Raw genomic sequence first — 15,414 nt, forward strand, 5'->3', positions numbered from 1 at the left:
CCCCCGTCCTGTCATCGGCGCCGGCTGATGGCCGGCGCCGACGACCCGATCGTCGTCGGACGGGTCGGTAGACCGCACGGCGTGCGCGGCGAGGTCACGATCGAGGTTCGCACGGACCTGCCGCAGCGCCGGTTCACGGTCGGTGCGGTCCTCGGGCGTGCGGGCGGCGGTGCGGCCCTCACCGTCACCGACGCCCGGTGGCATTCGGGCCGTCTGCTGCTGTGCTTCGAGGGCATCGGCGATCGTGTCGCGGCCGAGACCCTGCGCAACGTGCTGCTCACCATCGACGCCTCCGACGCCGGATCGCCGGCCGACGACGATGATGCCGACGGTGGCGCCGACGGCGATCCCGCTGATCTCTGGTGGGATCGCGACCTGGTCGGCCTCGCGGCCGTGACGACCACCGACGCGCCGCTCGGGCGGGTCACCGACATCATCCACTCCCCGGCGGGAGACCTGCTCGCCATCGCACGCCCTGGCGGCGGCGAACATCTCGTCCCGTTCGTTCGAGAGATCGTCCCGACGGTGGATCCGGTGGCCGGGCGCATCGTGGTCGACCCGCCGCCGGGTCTGTTGGAGCTCGACTGATCCGGGCTGGCGGGCCAGTCCACGTCCCAGCGGAGCCTCGTGATGCGTGCCGATGTGGTCACCATCTTTCCCGACTACCTGCAGCCGTTGCGGCTGTCGCTGGTAGGGCGGGCCCAGCAACGCGGGACGCTCGACGTGCGGGCGCACGACCTGCGCACCTGGACCAGCGATCTGCATCGCACCGTCGATGACGCGCCCTACGGGGGTGGGCCGGGGATGGTCATGCGCCCAGAACCCTGGGACGCCGCGCTCACCGAGATCTCCGCTGCCGTCCCCGGGTCCCGGCCGCGCGTCGTCGTCCCCACCCCGGCCGGGGTGCCCTTCACCCAGCGCAAGGCCGAGGAGCTGGCGCGGGAGCCGTGGCTGGTGTTCTGCTGCGGTCGCTACGAGGGCATCGACTCCCGGGTGGTCGAGGCCTGGGCCGACGACGAGATCTCCATCGGGGACTACGTGCTCGCCGGCGGTGAGGTGGCGACCCTGGTCATCCTGGAAGCGGTGGCTCGGCTGCTGCCCGGTGTGCTCGGCAACAGCGCGTCGGCCGCCGAGGACTCGTTCTCCGACGGGCTGCTCGAGGCGCCGGTGTACACCCGGCCGCAGGTCTGGCGGGGCATGGAGGTTCCCGCCGTGCTGCGTTCGGGCGATCACGGCGCGGTGGCGCGCTGGCGGCGGGAGCAGTCACTCACGCGTACCGGCCAGCGCCGCCCGGACCTGCTGGCCGAGGCCACCCGGACCGGGACAGCGAACCGTGCCGCCGCTGAGGTCGCCGGAGCCGCCGGAGCCGCCGGTGACGGCGCCGGCCGGGCCGATCGCGAAGCCGACTGACCTCGCCACGAAGCGCGACCACTCTGGGTCGCACGGTCGGGTCGCCCGCGCGTGTGGCACAGTAGAATGCAGTGTCCGCCGGTTCGTGGCCGGCTCGGTGACCCCTGCTTGGTCGCTCCCCGCGGGATGCCCGCGGTGGCGTAGGTCGACGTGTGGTCCGGGTCGGGCTCGAACACGGATCGTTCGCTGCGGCCATCGGCCGCCGGGCGATCCACCCCCACTTTCTTCAGGAAGCGACTGCCATGCACACCCTGGACAGCCTCGACGCCGAGTCGCTGAGGACCGACGTGCCCGAGTTCTGGCCGGGCGACACCCTCAAGGTTCACGTGCGGGTGGTCGAAGGAAACCGTCAGCGCATCCAGGTGTTCCAGGGGGCCGTCATCCGCCGCCAGGGCGGTGGCGTGCGGGAGACCTTCACCGTGCGCAAGGTGAGCTTCGGTGTCGGGGTGGAGCGCACCTTCCCGGTGCACAGCCCGATCGTCTCCAAGGTCGAGATCGTGTCGCGCGGTGACGTGCGGCGCGCCAAGCTCTACTACCTTCGCCAGCTGCGCGGCAAGGCCGCGAAGATCAAGGAGAAGCGCGAGCCGATCGCGCGCTGAGGATCTCGATCCTCCGTGTCCCGTCTGGGTCCTGGTTGGCGACTTGCCGGCACTCCGTCCGCGTGTTGACCTCGTTTCTGGACCAAGATGGGAGTCACGGTCCGCAACGTCGTCGCGAGGGCGGCTGTTGGCACGTCGGCCGGTCCGATGAGCTCTGACGGCCGAACCAGCGAGGTGGCGGAGTGAACGCAGCGAGCCCGGGTGGTCACCGTCCACATTCACATGCGGACGGTGATGAGTCGAACGCCGATGGTTGGGTGGGTGTGGACCCGCTCGCCGCCGAGCTGCCGTCGCCGTCGGCCGCTCGGCGCGACCCGGAGCAGAGCGCGCCCACCTGGGGCGCGCCCGCGCCCCCACACCCGAGCGGTTCGCTGTCCGCCACCGACGACGCCGGGGCTGGCCCAGGTGGGCGTCCCCCCGCGGGCGGCTCGGAGGCGGGCGGCTCGGGCGCGGGCGACACGGGTACGACCGACGCGGATCGACGCCCTGGCTCCGACCCGCGTGGCTCCGGTCCGCGTGGGCGTGGCTCGTTCCTGCGCGAGCTGCCGGTTCTGGTGCTGGTGGCCTTCCTGCTGGCGCTGCTCATCAAGGCGCTGCTGGTCCAGGCCTTCTGGATCCCGTCCGAGTCCATGGAACGGACGTTGCTGATCAACGACCGCGTCCTGGTGAACAAGGTGGTGTACCACTTCCGCGACGTCCATCGGGGCGAGGTGGTGGTCTTCAACGGCAAGGGCACCGGATTCGACCATCAGGAGTCGATCGTTCCCAAGCCGACGAACGTCGTCAGTCGCCTGGTTCGGGATGTACAGCGCCTGCTGGGCCTCGGCGCCCCGAGCGAGACGGACTTCATCAAACGGGTCATCGGCGTGGGTGGGGACACTGTCGCCTGCTGTGACGCGGAGGGCCGGGTGACGGTCAACGGCCATCCCCTCGACGAGTCCTACGTCTACGAGAACGACTACCAGCGCTTCGGCCCGGTGAAGGTGCCCGACGGCTACCTGTGGGTGATGGGTGACCATCGCGGCGCGTCCTCGGACGCCCGGCAGAACGGACCCATCCCGCAGAGCAAGGTCGTCGGACGGGCGTTCGTGCGGGTCTGGCCTCTGAACCGGTTCGGTTTCCTGGGTGTCCCCGGCACGTTCAGCGACATCCCCGCCGCGGCGACGTCATCGTCCTCGCGTGTCACGCCGCGGCCGAGCGCGCCCAGTCCCGCCGCCCTGGGGCCGGCCGCCGGTTCGGCCGGCCCGGCGGAGCCGTCCGGCTCGGAGCCGATCTCGGCCGACGGGCCGACGCTGGTGGCGCTGTCCATCGGTGTGGCGCCGGCATGGCGCTCGCGGCGGCGTTGGGACCAGGCGGCCCAGGTCGCAGGTCGGGGCCGGGACGGGTGACGCTGTTGTCCATGACACCGCGGCGGGCCACGGTGCGCCGTGACGCGGGCCTGTTCGGCTATGAACGCGCTCTGACGCGCCGTGGGCTGGGCCCGGTGGCGGGAGTCGACGAAGCCGGGCGGGGTGCCTGTGCCGGCCCGCTGGTCGTGGCCGCCGTGGTGCTGCCGGCGGACGGCGGACGGCGACTGGGACGGCTGGCGGATTCGAAACTGCTGACCGAGACGGTGCGGGAGCGGCTGTTCGACGACATCATGCTCGCAGCGGTCTCCTGGGCCGCGATCGTGATCTCCGCGGCCGAGATCGACCAGGTCGGTGTGCACGCGGCGAACATCACCGGCATGCGCCGTGCGGTCGCCCGCCTGGACCAGCGGCCCGGTTATGTCCTTACCGACGGGTTTCCGGTCGCCGGCTTCGGCACGGAGTCGTTGGCGGTGGTGAAGGGGGATCGGGTCGCCGCGTGTGTCGCGGCGGCCTCGATCGTGGCGAAGGTGACGAGGGACCGGATCATGCGGGCGTTGCACACGCGTTATGCCGAGTACGATTTCGCGCAACACAAGGGATACGTCACCGCGGCCCACACGGCGGCGCTGGCGCGGTACGGGCCGTGTGACGAGCATCGGAAGTCGTACGTGAACGTGGCTGCGCACGCGACACCGACGGGGGACGCCCGATCTTCGCGCCTGGAGGACACGGTGCTTGCGACCAGCCTGCCCGGCGTCACGGAGTACGCATGAGCGCGGAAGATCTCGAAAAGTACGAGACCGAGATGGAGCTTCAGCTCTATCGCGAGTATCGCGATGTCGTCGGCCTGTTCTCGTACGTCATCGAGACGGAGCGTCGGTTCTACCTCGCGAACGAATACCAGATCGAGATCAGGAACAGCGGGGACGGAGAGGTCTTCTTCGAGCTGACCCTGCGTGACGCCTGGGTCTGGGACATGTTCCGTCCAGCCCGATTCGTGAAGAACGTCCGAGTTGTGACGTTCAAGGACATCAACGTCGAGGAGCTGACCAAGGCGGAGCTCTGAACCGTCCGCTCCCGATGCTCGCCCCGCGGATGGTCGTCCCGCGGGTGGTCGCACCTGTCTGATCTGGCTCTGCGGGTCGGATTCGTCCTGCGGCGGTCCGTGTGCCGGGAGCGGGCCTGTGGACAGTGTCGCGGTGTCCACAGGCGGGTGACCGTCGCTGGTTCGGCCCCCGGATCGCGCGGACGCTGAGGTCCGACGGGCGGGCGAATGCCCCGCCGCGGACGGGAGCGCGACGATGCGGGCTAAGGACGAGCTGGGTCGCTTCGGCGAGGAGGTCGCCTGCCGGCACCTGGCCCAGGCCGGGGCGGCGATCCTCGACCGCAACTGGCGCTGCCGCGACGGCGAGCTCGACATCGTCGTGCGCGACGGTGGTGCTCTGGTGTTCTGCGAGGTCAAGACCAGGTCGAGCACCAGGTTCGGGTCCGCGGCGGAAGCGGTGGTGGGCCCCAAGGCCGCCCGGATCCGCCGGCTGGCGGCACGCTGGCTCGCCGAGCATCCACATCCGCCGTCCCCGGTGCGCTTCGACGTGGTGCTGGTGTTCCGGCCGCGGCAGGGTCCGGTCAGCGTCGAGCACCTGCGTGGGGCGTTCTGATGGCGCTCGCACGCACGCAGGCGGTGGCCGTCCTGGGTGTCGAGGGTCACCTGGTCGAGGTGGAGGCGGATCTGGCCGCCGGCCTGCCCCGCCTCACCCTGGTCGGCCTGCCCGACGCGGCCCTGCACGAGGCACGGGACCGGATTCGTGCCGCCGTGGTCAACTCCGGCGAACGTTGGCCGGACCGGCGCATCACCATCGGCCTGTTTCCCGCGACCCTGCCCAAGGCGGGCAGCGGGTTCGACCTGGCGATGGCGGTCGCGGTGCTGGGTGCGGCCGCCGTGGTGCCCCGTGACGCCCTGCGCGAGTGGCTCTTCCTGGGGGAACTGGCCCTTGACGGGCGGGTGCGGGCGGTGCCGGGGGTGCTGCCAGCGGTGCTCCGCGCGGCCCGGGCTGGCATCGAGCGGGTGGTCGTGCCGGCGGCGAACGCCGCCGAGGCCGCACTCGTGCCTGGCGCCCGGGTGGAGCCGGCCGAGGATCTCGCCGGAGTGCTCGCCATGCTCCGGGGAGCGGAGCCCGTCCCGGTCCGGGAGGCTTCACCGCGCAGCCCGAGGGCCGCGGCGGCCCCACCCGGCATGCCGGTGGACGAGGCGGGTGACCTGGCCGAGGTGGTCGGGCAGAGCCGGGGGCGCCTGGCGGTGGAGGTCGCCGCGGCGGGCGGCCACCACCTGTACATGCAGGGCCCACCCGGCAGCGGCAAGACGATGCTCGCCGACCGGCTCCCGGGCCTGCTGCCCGATCTCGACCGCGGCGCAGCCCTGGAGGTCACCGCGGTCCATTCGGTGGCCGGGCAGCTTCCGGTCGAGGCCCCGCTGATCACCCGGCCGCCCTATCGCAACCCGCATCACAGTGCCACGCCCGCGGCGCTGGTCGGCTCGGGTGTGGCGGTGGTACGACCAGGCCTGGCCAGCCAGGCGCACCACGGCGTCCTGTTCCTCGATGAGGCTCCGGAATTCGGCAGGTCAAGCCTCGACGCGCTGCGCCAGCCGATGGAGACCGGCACGATCGAGATCGCCCGGGCCCGGGTGACCGCCCGCTTCCCGGCGCGGTTCCAGCTCGTTCTCGCGGCCAATCCATGTCCGTGCGCGAAGGCGCAGGGGTCGCGCTCGGCGGCCTGCGAGTGCCCGAGCCTGGTCCGTCGGCGCTACCTCGCCCGGCTGTCCGGGCCGTTGCTGGACCGCATCGACATCCAGGTGGCGCTCAGTGTGCCGAGTCGGGCCGAGCTGCGCGCCGACGCGCGGCGTTGCGAGCCGACAGCCACGGTGGCCGCCCGGGTCGCGCGAGCCCGCGAACGGGCGGCCACCCGATGGGCCGACACCCCATGGCGGTGCAACGCCCAGGTGCCCGGTCCGGTGCTGCGCCGCGACTGGCCGCTGCCCCGCGGGGTGGTCGCGCCGGCCGAACGGGCCCTTGAACGGGGCCTGCTGACCCTGCGCGGGCTCGACCGCGTGCTGCGCCTGGCCTGGACGTTCGCCGATCTCGCCGATCGGTCGCAGCCAGGAGCCGAGCAGGTCGGGGCGGCCCTCGATCTGCGGCTGCCCGGGTGGGCGAGATGAGTGCGCGCGGCGAGTCCGCCGAGCCGGGCCCGGTCCGGCCGGGGCCGATCGAGGCGGCCGGTGGCGACGCGTCGAGCCCGGAGCGGCTCGCTCGGGTCGCGTTGTCCCGCGCCTACGGCCCGGAGCGGCGTGCGGTGGCTCTCGAGGTGGGCCGGTTCGGTGCCGCGGCCGTGTGGGAGCGGGCCCGGGCGGCGCACCCGGGGGTCGACCCACACCGCGATCTGGAGGCCGCCGCCCGGGTGGGGGCCCGCCTGGTGTGCCCCGGTGATCCGCAGTGGCCGACCTCGCTGGACGCCCTGGATCGCCTGCCCGGGGAGCGGGGCGGCTCGCTGCCGGGCGCGCCGTTGTGTCTGTGGGTGCGTGGTCCGGCGGATCCGCAGGCGCTCGCGGCGAGGAGCGTCGCGGTGGTGGGGTGTCGGGCGGCGACGAGCTACGGGCTCCATCTGGCCGGCGAGATCGCCTTCGACCTGGCCGAACGCGGCTGGACGATCGTGTCAGGAGCCGCTTTCGGCATCGACGCCGCCGCCCACCGGGCGGCGCTGGCCGCCCACGGCCGCACGATCGCGGTGCTCGCCGGTGGTGTCGATGTGCCCTACCCGGGCGCGCACGCGCGGCTGCTGGCCGAGATCGCCGACGTCGGCGCCGTCATCAGCGAGATCGCGCCGGGCACACCGCCGTTTCGACGCCGCTTCCTGACCCGCAACCGGGTGATCGCCGCGCTGTGCCGGGCAACGGTGATCGTCGAGGCGGGGCTGCGCAGCGGGGCGCTGAACACCGTCGCGCACGCGCGGCGGCTCGGGCGTCAGGTGCTGGCCGTGCCGGGTCCGGTGACCAGCTCCACCAGCGCCGGCTGTCATCGGCTGCTACGCGACTTCCGGGAACAGACCACCCTCGTGACCAGTGCCGACGACATCTGCGAGGAGATCGCCGACGTCGGTTCGTTCGCCGGGCGCGAGAACGCCCGCGACGCCCGCGACGGGCTGTCCGCGATCGTCCGGGAGCTGTTGGACTCGATGCCCGCCCGGGCCACGATCGGACTGTCCGCACTGGCCGGTGCGCTGCGCCTGCGACCCCAGGACGTGCTGGCGATGCTGGGGCCGCTGGTCGTCGAGGGGCTCGTCGACGCGGTGCCCGGGGGATACCGGCTCACCGAACTCGGCCGGGCCCCGTCCACCACCCGCCGGCCGTGAGGTTCGGCCGGCCCGCGCGCAGGCCTTGACGGGTATGCCCGGCACCGGCACCGTCCTGGACGTGACGGCAGGACAGGACGTGACGGCAGGACAGGAACCCGCGGAGGCGGGTGACGGCGGCCAGGGCTGGGCCGAGGTGACGCTGGCCTTCCGGCGCCATCTCATCGCCGAGCGCAACCGGTCCCCGCAGACCGTCCGGGCCTATCTGGGTGACCTCGCGGGTCTGCGCGCGCACGCGGCGCGGGCCGGGGCCGCCGATCTCGCCGAGCTGGATCTGAATCTTCTGCGCGGCTGGTTGGCCGCCATGCGCGTGGCCGGGGTCGCCCCGGCCACGCTGGCGCGTCGGGCCTCACTGGCGCGGGTCTTCTGCGCCTTCGCCGCACGCCGTGGCTACCTCACCGAGGATGTCGCCGCCCGCCTGGTCGGTGCGCGCACGGTCCGCCAGGTCCCGCAGATCCTCAGCGCCGAGGCGGCCAGAACCCTGCTCGCATCGGCACCCCCGCCCTCGCCGCCGGCGGCGTCGGCATCGGCCGCGGGGGTGGGCCAGCAGCGTGAGGCGGCGGCGCGGACCCGGCGCGCTGTCGCGTTGCGCGATGACCTGGTGCTGGAGTTGCTGTACGGCAGCGGGCTGCGGGTCTCCGAGCTGTGTGGCCTCGACCTCGGCGACGTGGACGATGAGCGGCGCCTGCTGCGGGTGCGGGGCAAGGGCGGCCGGGAACGCAGTGTGCCCTTCGGGGTGCCAGCCGCGGCGGCCCTGCGCGCCTGGCTGCGGGCCGGGCGACCGTGGTTGTCGACCGGTGCCGCGGGGGCCGCCCTGCTGCTGGGTCAGCGCGGTGGACGCCTCGATCCGCGCGCCGTCCGGCGGGTGCTGCGGCTACGTATGGCTGACGCCGCCCTGCCCGCGGGGCTGACCCCGCACGGGCTGCGCCACTCGGCGGCGACGCACATGCTCGAGGGGGGCGCCGACCTGCGTTCGGTCCAGGAGTTTCTCGGCCATGCCAGTCTCGCGACCACGCAGATCTACACCCATGTGACGCCCGAACGGCTCCGGGCGGCCTTCGAACAGGCGCATCCCCGGGCCTGACCGACCCGGGGATGAGAGGACCTGTTCCGCGCCGCCTGACGAGGCGGTGCTCCTACCTGGCGTTGACGCCGCCCAGCGGTAGCAGGCGGGGTGGGACGCGACGGAACATGCCCAGCGGATCCAGGTACTCGCTGCCGCGGAGCAGCCCCCAGTGCAGGCAGGCTGGAGCCGGGCAGCCGCCGTGACCGGCCAGCAGGGTGCCCAGCGGTTCACCGGCGCGCAGCACCGCGCCGACCTGGGCGGTGGGAAGCACGGGTTCGTAGGTCGTACGCAGCTCGCCGTGCGTGACCGTCACCACGCCGCGGCCCGCCACCGGCCCGGCGAAACTCACCGTGCCGTCGGCGGCCGCGATCACCGGGCCGCCGGGCGGGGCGGGAAGATCAACGCCGCGGTGCCCGGGCCCGAACGGCGTCGCCGGTCGCTCGAAGGCGCGGCTGACGGCGACCGGCCCGGGTAGCGGCCATCCCAACCTGGGTCGGGACCCGCCAGCAGCCGTAGCCGAGCCGCTCGCGGCCGGTGCAGGTATCCCGACCGTCGGCGAGGCGGTGACGCCCAGGGGATGCCCGGTGCCGGGCGGCGACGCGGCGGGTGAGGTCGCGCCGCCGCCCGGACGGGTAGCGACCGGCGGGGGCAGGGCCGGTCGCCTGGAAGCCCCGGGCCTGGTGGCACTCGGCTCGGGGAGAGGATCGGGGGTCAGGTGGGTGATCGAGCCACCTGGGGTGGCCGTCGCGACCGGCATCGTGGCTGGCATCGCGTTCGGCACGGCCGGATGGGCCAGCGGCGCGAGGGCCTGACGGATCGGATCGACCACGGCGACAGCGCCACGCGGCGGGCCGGGCCGGGCCGGCGGGGCCACCTCGGCGCCCGGCGCCTCCGCGAGTGCCGGCCGCCCGGACAGGACGGTGGCTCGCGGGTCCGCTCGAGGGTTGACCGGCAGGCGCGAAGGCCAGCCCAGGGCGATCAGGATGGCCAACGTCGGCACGACGAACCACCACGGATCGGGACGGGGCGTGCGGGGCATGGGCAACGACCTCCGGGGTCGGGGGAGGCGCGGCGGCCGGGATGGTCCGGGGTGCTCCCGGCCGCCGCTGGTCGACCCGCGAAGCGGCGGGTCGACCGCGTTCCACGGTGCGGGTAATTCCACGGCTTGGAAAGCACGATGTTTCGCGCTGTGGACAATTTGCGCGGGGAAGGCCGCGGTCACGCCGCTGACCTGCGATGCGGCGACAGTGGGACGAACCGTTGCGCGACAGCGGCTGGGTCGCCGTCCCGGGGGAGACTGGGGACGGGGCTGGTATGCCGCCGGGTCGAAGATCGATTCGACGGTCGCGCCGGCCGCGCCGACGTGCCGGTCCGCGCGGCCGGTGACGGGGGTCCCGGCGTGGGGTGACAGCCGCTGAGACCTCGGCGCTCGGGCGGGTACCATGACCACAGGGATCGGTCTCCGAACCCAGTTCGCACGCCCACTTCCGACCGGCCCGCAGCTGGTCTGACCGCCGGTATCGCTGCTGGCGGAACAGCCCGCGGGGCAGGTTCTCGGGAGGGTCGCCTCGGTCCGTCGCACCTGCGACGGCCATGACCACGGGCGTCAGGGGCGCCAGCCGCGGGGCGGCGCCGTCACAACCGAGGCGTCCGGCTGCGGCCGGGCGGAGAGGAGCGACGTGCCATGGCCGTCGTCACGATGAAGCAGCTGCTGGAGAGCGGCGTTCACTTCGGGCACCAGACCAAGCGCTGGAACCCGAAGATGAAGCGTTACATCTTCACAGAGCGTAACGGCATCTACATCATCGACCTGCAGCAGACCCTCTCGTACATCGACCGCGCGTACGACTTCGTCAAGGAGACCGTGGCCCACGGCGGCACGGTGCTGTTCATCGGCACGAAGAAGCAGGCGCAGGAGGCCATCGAGGAGCAGGCCGCGCGGGTCGGGATGCCGTATGTCAAGGAGCGCTGGCTCGGTGGCATGCTGACCAACTTCTCCACCGTCTACAAGCGGCTTCAGCGGCTCAAGGAGCTGGAGGAGATCGAGGTCACCGGCGGCACCGAGGTCCGCACGAAGAAGGAACAGCTCGTGCTGAGCCGGGAGAAGGCCAAGCTCGAGCGGACCCTCGGCGGTATCCGTGACATGAGCCGGGTGCCGAGCGCCGTGTGGGTCGTGGACACGAAGAAGGAGCACATCGCGGTCGGTGAGGCGCGCAAGCTGGGTATCCCGGTGGTCGCCATCCTCGACACCAACTGCGACCCCGACGAGGTCGACTACCCGATCCCGGGCAACGACGACGCCATCCGCAGCGCCGCCCTGCTGACCCGTGTGGTCGCGGACGCGGTCGCCGATGGTCTGATGTCCCGGGCCGGGGCCTCGAGCTCGGCGGACGCCAAGCCCGAGCCGGCGACGGGCAACGAGCCGCTGGCCGAGTGGGAGCAGGCGGTGCTGCGCGGTGAGGGCGCGGCGCCGGAGGCCGACGCGGCCCCGGCCGGCGATGCCGAGGCAGCCCCGGCCACCGATGCCGAGGCGGCCAGCGACGCGCCTGCGGCCACCGAGACGCCCGCGGTCACCGAGGCGAGCGCGGCCACCGAGACGCCCGTGGTCGACGACGCGGCTGCCGTGGCCGCCGAGAGCGAGCCCCAGGCCCCGGTCGGTTCGGCGGTCTGATCCCCCTCGGGGCCGGGCGGCTCCGAGGCGGGTCGGCCCACGGCGGCATGGGCGGACAGCTCGTGAGACCGTTGATCCGACCCCGCGGTGCCGCGCGCCCCGGTCTGGACAACGACAGCATTCGATCTCACCGACGAGAAGAGCACCATGGCAGACATCCCCGTTGCTGACATCCGCAAGCTCCGCGAACTGACCGGGGCCGGGATGAGCGACGTCAAGAAGGCGCTGGTCGACCACGACGGCGACTTCGAGAAGGCAAAGGCCTGGCTGCGGGAGAAGGGCAAGGCGCAGGTCGCCAAGCGTGCCGCCCGCAGCGCCGCCAACGGCCTGGTCGAGTCCTACCTGCACCGGACCGACCCGCAGCTCCCGCCGACCCTCGGTGTGCTGGTCGAGGTGCGCTGCGAGACGGACTTCGTGGCCAAGACCGAGGGCTTCAAGCAGCTGGCCCGCGACCTCGCGCAGCACATCGCGGCGGCTGACCCGCTGTACGTGAACGCCGACGAGATCCCCAACGAGGTGCTCGAGGCCGAGCGGAAGATCTACGAGGCGGCCGCGCGGGAAGAGGGCAAGCCCGAGGCCGCGATCACGAAGATCGTCGAGGGCCGGGTCAACGGCTACGTGAAGGCCAGCGTCCTGCTGGACCAGCCCTGGGTGAAGGACGGAAAGCTCACGATCCGGGCCATGGTCGACCAGGCCGGCGCGACACTGGGCGAGAAGATCGAGATCGCCAGGTTCTCCCGGTTCAACATCCGGCAGGCCTGAGCACGGGCACACCGGTCGCGCTGATCCGGTCGGCCGCGGGGAACCGCGGATCGGATCAGACCGGACCAGCCGGCGGGTGGTCGACCTGACCACCCGCCGGTTTCGCGTTGCCGGGCCCTGGCCGGTACTCCGGTCGGGCCTCCAGCCGGAGCACCGGCCGGCACCCACCGGCGGGTGGGATTCATCGACCGTGGCGTGCCACCCCGGGCCACCCGGCGGTGAGCCGGTACGGGACACTGCGTCGGACGGCTGTGCGAGCATCGTGATCGTAGCGAGCAGCGGACGGAAGGAACTGCGGTGATCGACGACACACTTCTCGATGCTGAGGAGAAGATGGAGAAGGCCGTCACGGTCGCCAAGGAGGACTTCGCGAACATCCGTACCGGCCGCATCACCCCCGCGGTCTTCTCCAAGATCGTGGTGGACTACTACGGTGCCCTGACACCCGTGCAGCAGCTCGCGTCGTTCCACATCCCCGAGCCACGCATGGTGATCGTCACGCCGTACGACAAGTCGTCACTGGCGGCGATCGAGAAGGCCGTGCGGGACTCGGATCTGGGCGTCAACCCCAGCAACGACGGCACGATCATCCGGATCGTCTTCCCGGAGCTGTCCGAGCAGCGTCGCCGGGACCTGGTCAAGGTCGCGCGCGGCAAGGCCGAGGACGCCAAGATCAGCATCCGTAACGTGCGGCGACACGCCAAGGACGCCATCGACCGCATCGTCCGCGACGGCGACGCCGGTGAGGACGAGGGCCGCCGGGGGGAGAAGGACCTCGACGAGGCCACGCACCGCTATGTCGGGCAGGTCGACGAGCTGCTCCGACTCAAGGAAGCGGATCTGCTGTCAGTGTGATCCGCGCGGGTCGCCCTGTTCGAACCGGATTTCTGCGTCGGGATGAAAGCCTTCATGACGGCAGTCAACGGCCCGACCGTGGTTGACGGCGGGCAGAGCGCGAACCCCGAAGCACCGATGACGGCCCCGCCCCGGCGGTCCCGAGCGGGACGCGACCTACCGGCGGCGATCGGCGTCGGCGCGTTGCTGGGTGCGATCATCCTGGTCACGCTGTTCACCGTCCGTGCGGCGTTCACCGTCGTGGTCGGTGCCGCGGTCGCGATCGGGACGGTCGAGGTCATCCGCGCGCTGCGCCTGACAGGACGGCGCATCCCGATCGTGCCGCTGGCCGTGGGTGCGTTCGTGATCCCCCCCGTCGCCTTCCTCGGTGGGCTGGACGGCCTGCTGGCCGCGGTGCTGGTGACGATCGCGGCCGCGATCGTCATGCGGGTCCTCGGGCCGAGCGACGGACTGCTGCGTGATCTGGCCGGCATCGTGTTCGTCGCCGCCTATGTGGGCTTCCCCGCCGGGTTCGCGGCGCTGCTGACCGGGGCGTCCCAGGGCAGCTTTCGGGTGCTGGCCTTCATCGGCACGGTGGTGGCCAGCGACATCGGTGGCTACGCGGCCGGCGTGCTCTCCGGCGGTCGCCACAAGCTGGCACCCAGCGTGTCACCGGGGAAGTCCTGGGAGGGTTTCGCCGGTTCCGTGTTCGCCTGTGTGACCGTCGCCGCGGTGGTCGTCGCCTGGCCGCTGGGGGCGCATGCCTGGCAGGGGATGCTGCTGGGGCTGGCCACCGCCGCCACCGCCACCGTCGGGGATCTCGGCGAATCGCTGCTCAAACGGGACATCGGTATCAAGGACATGGGCAGTCTGCTACCCGGCCATGGCGGCATCATGGACCGGCTGGACTCGCTGTTGTGCACCGCTCCCGTCTCCTGGCTGTTGCTGACAGCCTTCCTGCACTGACGTCGGCTGACCTGGACGTCCGGGCTGCCCCGCGGGTCCGGGGCGAATCACCGTATTCGTCTGGGCAGCGGCTGGCTGGCACACTGGAGCCGCTATGACTTCCTCGACCGCCCCATCCGGGTCAGCCCAACCCGGGTCAGCCCAACCCGGGCCGGCGACCCCCACGCCAGCAGCCCCCACGGCGCAGGCATCCGCACCAGCCGACCGGTCGGTCAGCCTGACCCTGTCGCGGCGGACGGGGCGGCCCGTCCGACACCTGGCCGATCTCTCCCGGGAGGATCGTCGGGCGGTCGCCGTCTCGTTGGGCCTGCCGGCCTTCCGTGCCGACCAGCTCTCCCGGCATTACTTCGCCCGGCTGCTCGACGCCGACACGGCCGCGCAGATGACCGACCTGCCCGAGCGGATCCGTGAGCCGCTGCTCGCGGCGCTGCTGCCGCGGCTGCTCACCCCGGCCAAGACGCTGACCTGCGATGACGGCCAGACCCGCAAGATCGCCTGGCGGACCGGGGACGGCGCGCTCATCGAGTCGGTGATCATGCGTTATCCGGATCGGGCCACGGTCTGTGTCTCCAGCCAGGCCGGCTGCGGGATGGGCTGCCCGTTCTGCGCCACCGGTCAGGGCGGGCTGACCCGCAACCTGTCGACGGGGGAGATCGTGGAGCAGGTCGTCCACGCGGCGCGGGCGCTGCGCCGCGGCGACCTCGGCGAGGGCAACCGGCGGCTGTCGAACGTCGTCTTCATGGGGATGGGGGAGCCGCTGGCCAACTTCGGCGCTCTCCTCGCGGCGCTGCACCGTCTGGTGGCCGAGCCGCCGGAGGGGCTCGGGCTGTCCGCGCGTGGCCTCACGGTCAGCACGGTGGGCCTGGTACCGGCGATGCACCGGTTGGCCGAGCAGCGACTGCCGGTGACGCTCGCGGTGTCCCTGCACGCGCCGGACGACGAACTGCGCGACGAACTGGTCCCGATCAACAACCGGTGGCCGGTGGCCGAGGTGCTGGCCGCGGCGTGGGCCTACGCCGAGCGCACCGGGCGGCGGGTCAGCATCGAGTACGCGTTGATCGATGGCGTCAACGACGACGTGCCTCGGGCGGACGCCCTGGCCACCCTGCTCTCCGGCCAGTTGGCGCACGTGAACCTGATCCCACTCAACCCGACGGCCGGCTCGTCCTGGCGGGCCAGCGCGGAGTCCGGACAGCGGGCCTTCGTTCGCCGGTTGCGCGAGCGCGGCATCGCCACGACGGTGCGTGACACCCGGGGGCGGGAGATCGCTGCCGCCTGCGGCCAACTGGCCGCCGAACCGGCCCAGCGCCGTGGTCTCCGGTAGTCCGCCGGGGGGCCGACGTCGCGCGGCGC

Annotated in this window: 16 protein-coding genes; 15 read left to right on the forward strand and 1 reads right to left on the reverse strand. The window is 72.6% G+C overall.

Annotation, left to right across the window (positions count from 1 at the left end; genetic code table 11):
• Nucleotides 1–27: 27 nt before the first annotated feature.
• From rimM to MXD59_RS10405, 10 genes are all read left to right on the forward strand, one after another.
• Nucleotides 28–588: a ribosome maturation factor RimM gene (gene rimM, locus MXD59_RS10360; protein WP_248824497.1), complete on the forward strand. Its 561-nt coding sequence runs from the start codon at nt 28–30 to the stop codon at nt 586–588.
• A 42-nt stretch (nt 589–630) separates the two neighbouring features.
• Nucleotides 631–1,410 carry a tRNA (guanosine(37)-N1)-methyltransferase TrmD gene (gene trmD, locus MXD59_RS10365; protein ID WP_248824498.1) on the forward strand — a complete coding sequence of 260 codons (780 nt, stop codon included), beginning with the start codon at nt 631–633 and terminating at the stop codon, nt 1,408–1,410.
• Between the two features lie 242 nt (nt 1,411–1,652).
• Nucleotides 1,653–2,009, forward strand: coding sequence for a 50S ribosomal protein L19 (gene rplS / locus MXD59_RS10370; protein ID WP_163547035.1), 357 nt, complete (start codon nt 1,653–1,655; stop codon nt 2,007–2,009).
• A 257-nt stretch (nt 2,010–2,266) separates the two neighbouring features.
• The gene (gene lepB, locus MXD59_RS10375) at nt 2,267–3,397 is read left to right on the forward strand and encodes a signal peptidase I (RefSeq protein ID WP_248824499.1); all 1,131 of its coding nucleotides are present in this window, start codon (nt 2,267–2,269) and stop codon (nt 3,395–3,397) included.
• A gap of 11 nt (nt 3,398–3,408) precedes the next feature.
• Entirely contained in the window at nt 3,409–4,131 is a 723-nt protein-coding gene (locus tag MXD59_RS10380; protein ID WP_248824500.1) for a ribonuclease HII, read from the forward strand.
• A complete protein-coding gene (locus MXD59_RS10385) occupies nt 4,128–4,424 on the forward strand; it encodes a DUF2469 domain-containing protein (protein WP_163547032.1) in 297 nt (98 codons plus the stop codon). Before MXD59_RS10380 ends, MXD59_RS10385 begins: the two co-directional genes overlap by 4 nt.
• Before the next feature lie 235 nt (nt 4,425–4,659).
• Nucleotides 4,660–5,016 carry a YraN family protein gene (locus MXD59_RS10390; RefSeq protein ID WP_248813233.1) on the forward strand — a complete coding sequence of 119 codons (357 nt, stop codon included), beginning with the start codon at nt 4,660–4,662 and terminating at the stop codon, nt 5,014–5,016.
• A complete protein-coding gene (locus MXD59_RS10395) occupies nt 5,016–6,572 on the forward strand; it encodes a YifB family Mg chelatase-like AAA ATPase (protein ID WP_248824501.1) in 1,557 nt (518 codons plus the stop codon). Before MXD59_RS10390 ends, MXD59_RS10395 begins: the two co-directional genes overlap by 1 nt.
• Nucleotides 6,569–7,762: a DNA-processing protein DprA gene (gene dprA / locus MXD59_RS10400; RefSeq protein WP_248824502.1), complete on the forward strand. Its 1,194-nt coding sequence runs from the start codon at nt 6,569–6,571 to the stop codon at nt 7,760–7,762. The genes MXD59_RS10395 and dprA overlap by 4 nt, the downstream gene beginning before the upstream one ends.
• Before the next feature lie 79 nt (nt 7,763–7,841).
• Nucleotides 7,842–8,846 carry a tyrosine-type recombinase/integrase gene (locus tag MXD59_RS10405; protein ID WP_372512023.1) on the forward strand — a complete coding sequence of 335 codons (1,005 nt, stop codon included), beginning with the start codon at nt 7,842–7,844 and terminating at the stop codon, nt 8,844–8,846.
• 52 nt (nt 8,847–8,898) lie between these two features.
• Here MXD59_RS10405 and MXD59_RS10410 read toward each other — a convergent pair whose 3' ends face one another.
• The gene (locus MXD59_RS10410) at nt 8,899–9,867 is read right to left on the reverse strand and encodes a murein hydrolase activator EnvC family protein (RefSeq protein ID WP_248824503.1); all 969 of its coding nucleotides are present in this window, start codon (nt 9,865–9,867) and stop codon (nt 8,899–8,901) included.
• A 645-nt stretch (nt 9,868–10,512) separates the two neighbouring features.
• Between MXD59_RS10410 and rpsB the strand changes: the two genes are divergently transcribed.
• The 5 genes from rpsB to rlmN all read left to right on the forward strand — a co-directional run bounded on the left by rpsB (nt 10,513) and on the right by rlmN (nt 15,385).
• Nucleotides 10,513–11,499 (forward strand): 30S ribosomal protein S2, encoded by a 987-nt coding sequence (gene rpsB, locus MXD59_RS10415; protein WP_248824504.1) that lies wholly within the window; start codon nt 10,513–10,515, stop codon nt 11,497–11,499.
• A gap of 147 nt (nt 11,500–11,646) precedes the next feature.
• Nucleotides 11,647–12,261, forward strand: a complete 615-nt coding sequence (locus MXD59_RS10420) for a translation elongation factor Ts (RefSeq protein ID WP_163547023.1) — start codon at nt 11,647–11,649, stop codon at nt 12,259–12,261.
• 297 nt (nt 12,262–12,558) lie between these two features.
• Nucleotides 12,559–13,116, forward strand: coding sequence for a ribosome recycling factor (gene frr, locus MXD59_RS10425; protein ID WP_163547021.1), 558 nt, complete (start codon nt 12,559–12,561; stop codon nt 13,114–13,116).
• A gap of 54 nt (nt 13,117–13,170) precedes the next feature.
• Nucleotides 13,171–14,061 carry a phosphatidate cytidylyltransferase gene (locus MXD59_RS10430; protein ID WP_248824505.1) on the forward strand — a complete coding sequence of 297 codons (891 nt, stop codon included), beginning with the start codon at nt 13,171–13,173 and terminating at the stop codon, nt 14,059–14,061.
• A 94-nt stretch (nt 14,062–14,155) separates the two neighbouring features.
• Nucleotides 14,156–15,385: a dual-specificity RNA methyltransferase RlmN gene (rlmN, locus tag MXD59_RS10435; RefSeq protein WP_248824506.1), complete on the forward strand. Its 1,230-nt coding sequence runs from the start codon at nt 14,156–14,158 to the stop codon at nt 15,383–15,385.
• Nucleotides 15,386–15,414: the final 29 nt, after the last annotated feature.

It is taken from the genome of Frankia umida (assembly GCF_023242945.1).
Classification (GTDB): Bacteria; Actinomycetota; Actinomycetes; order Frankiales; family Frankiaceae; genus Frankia; species Frankia umida.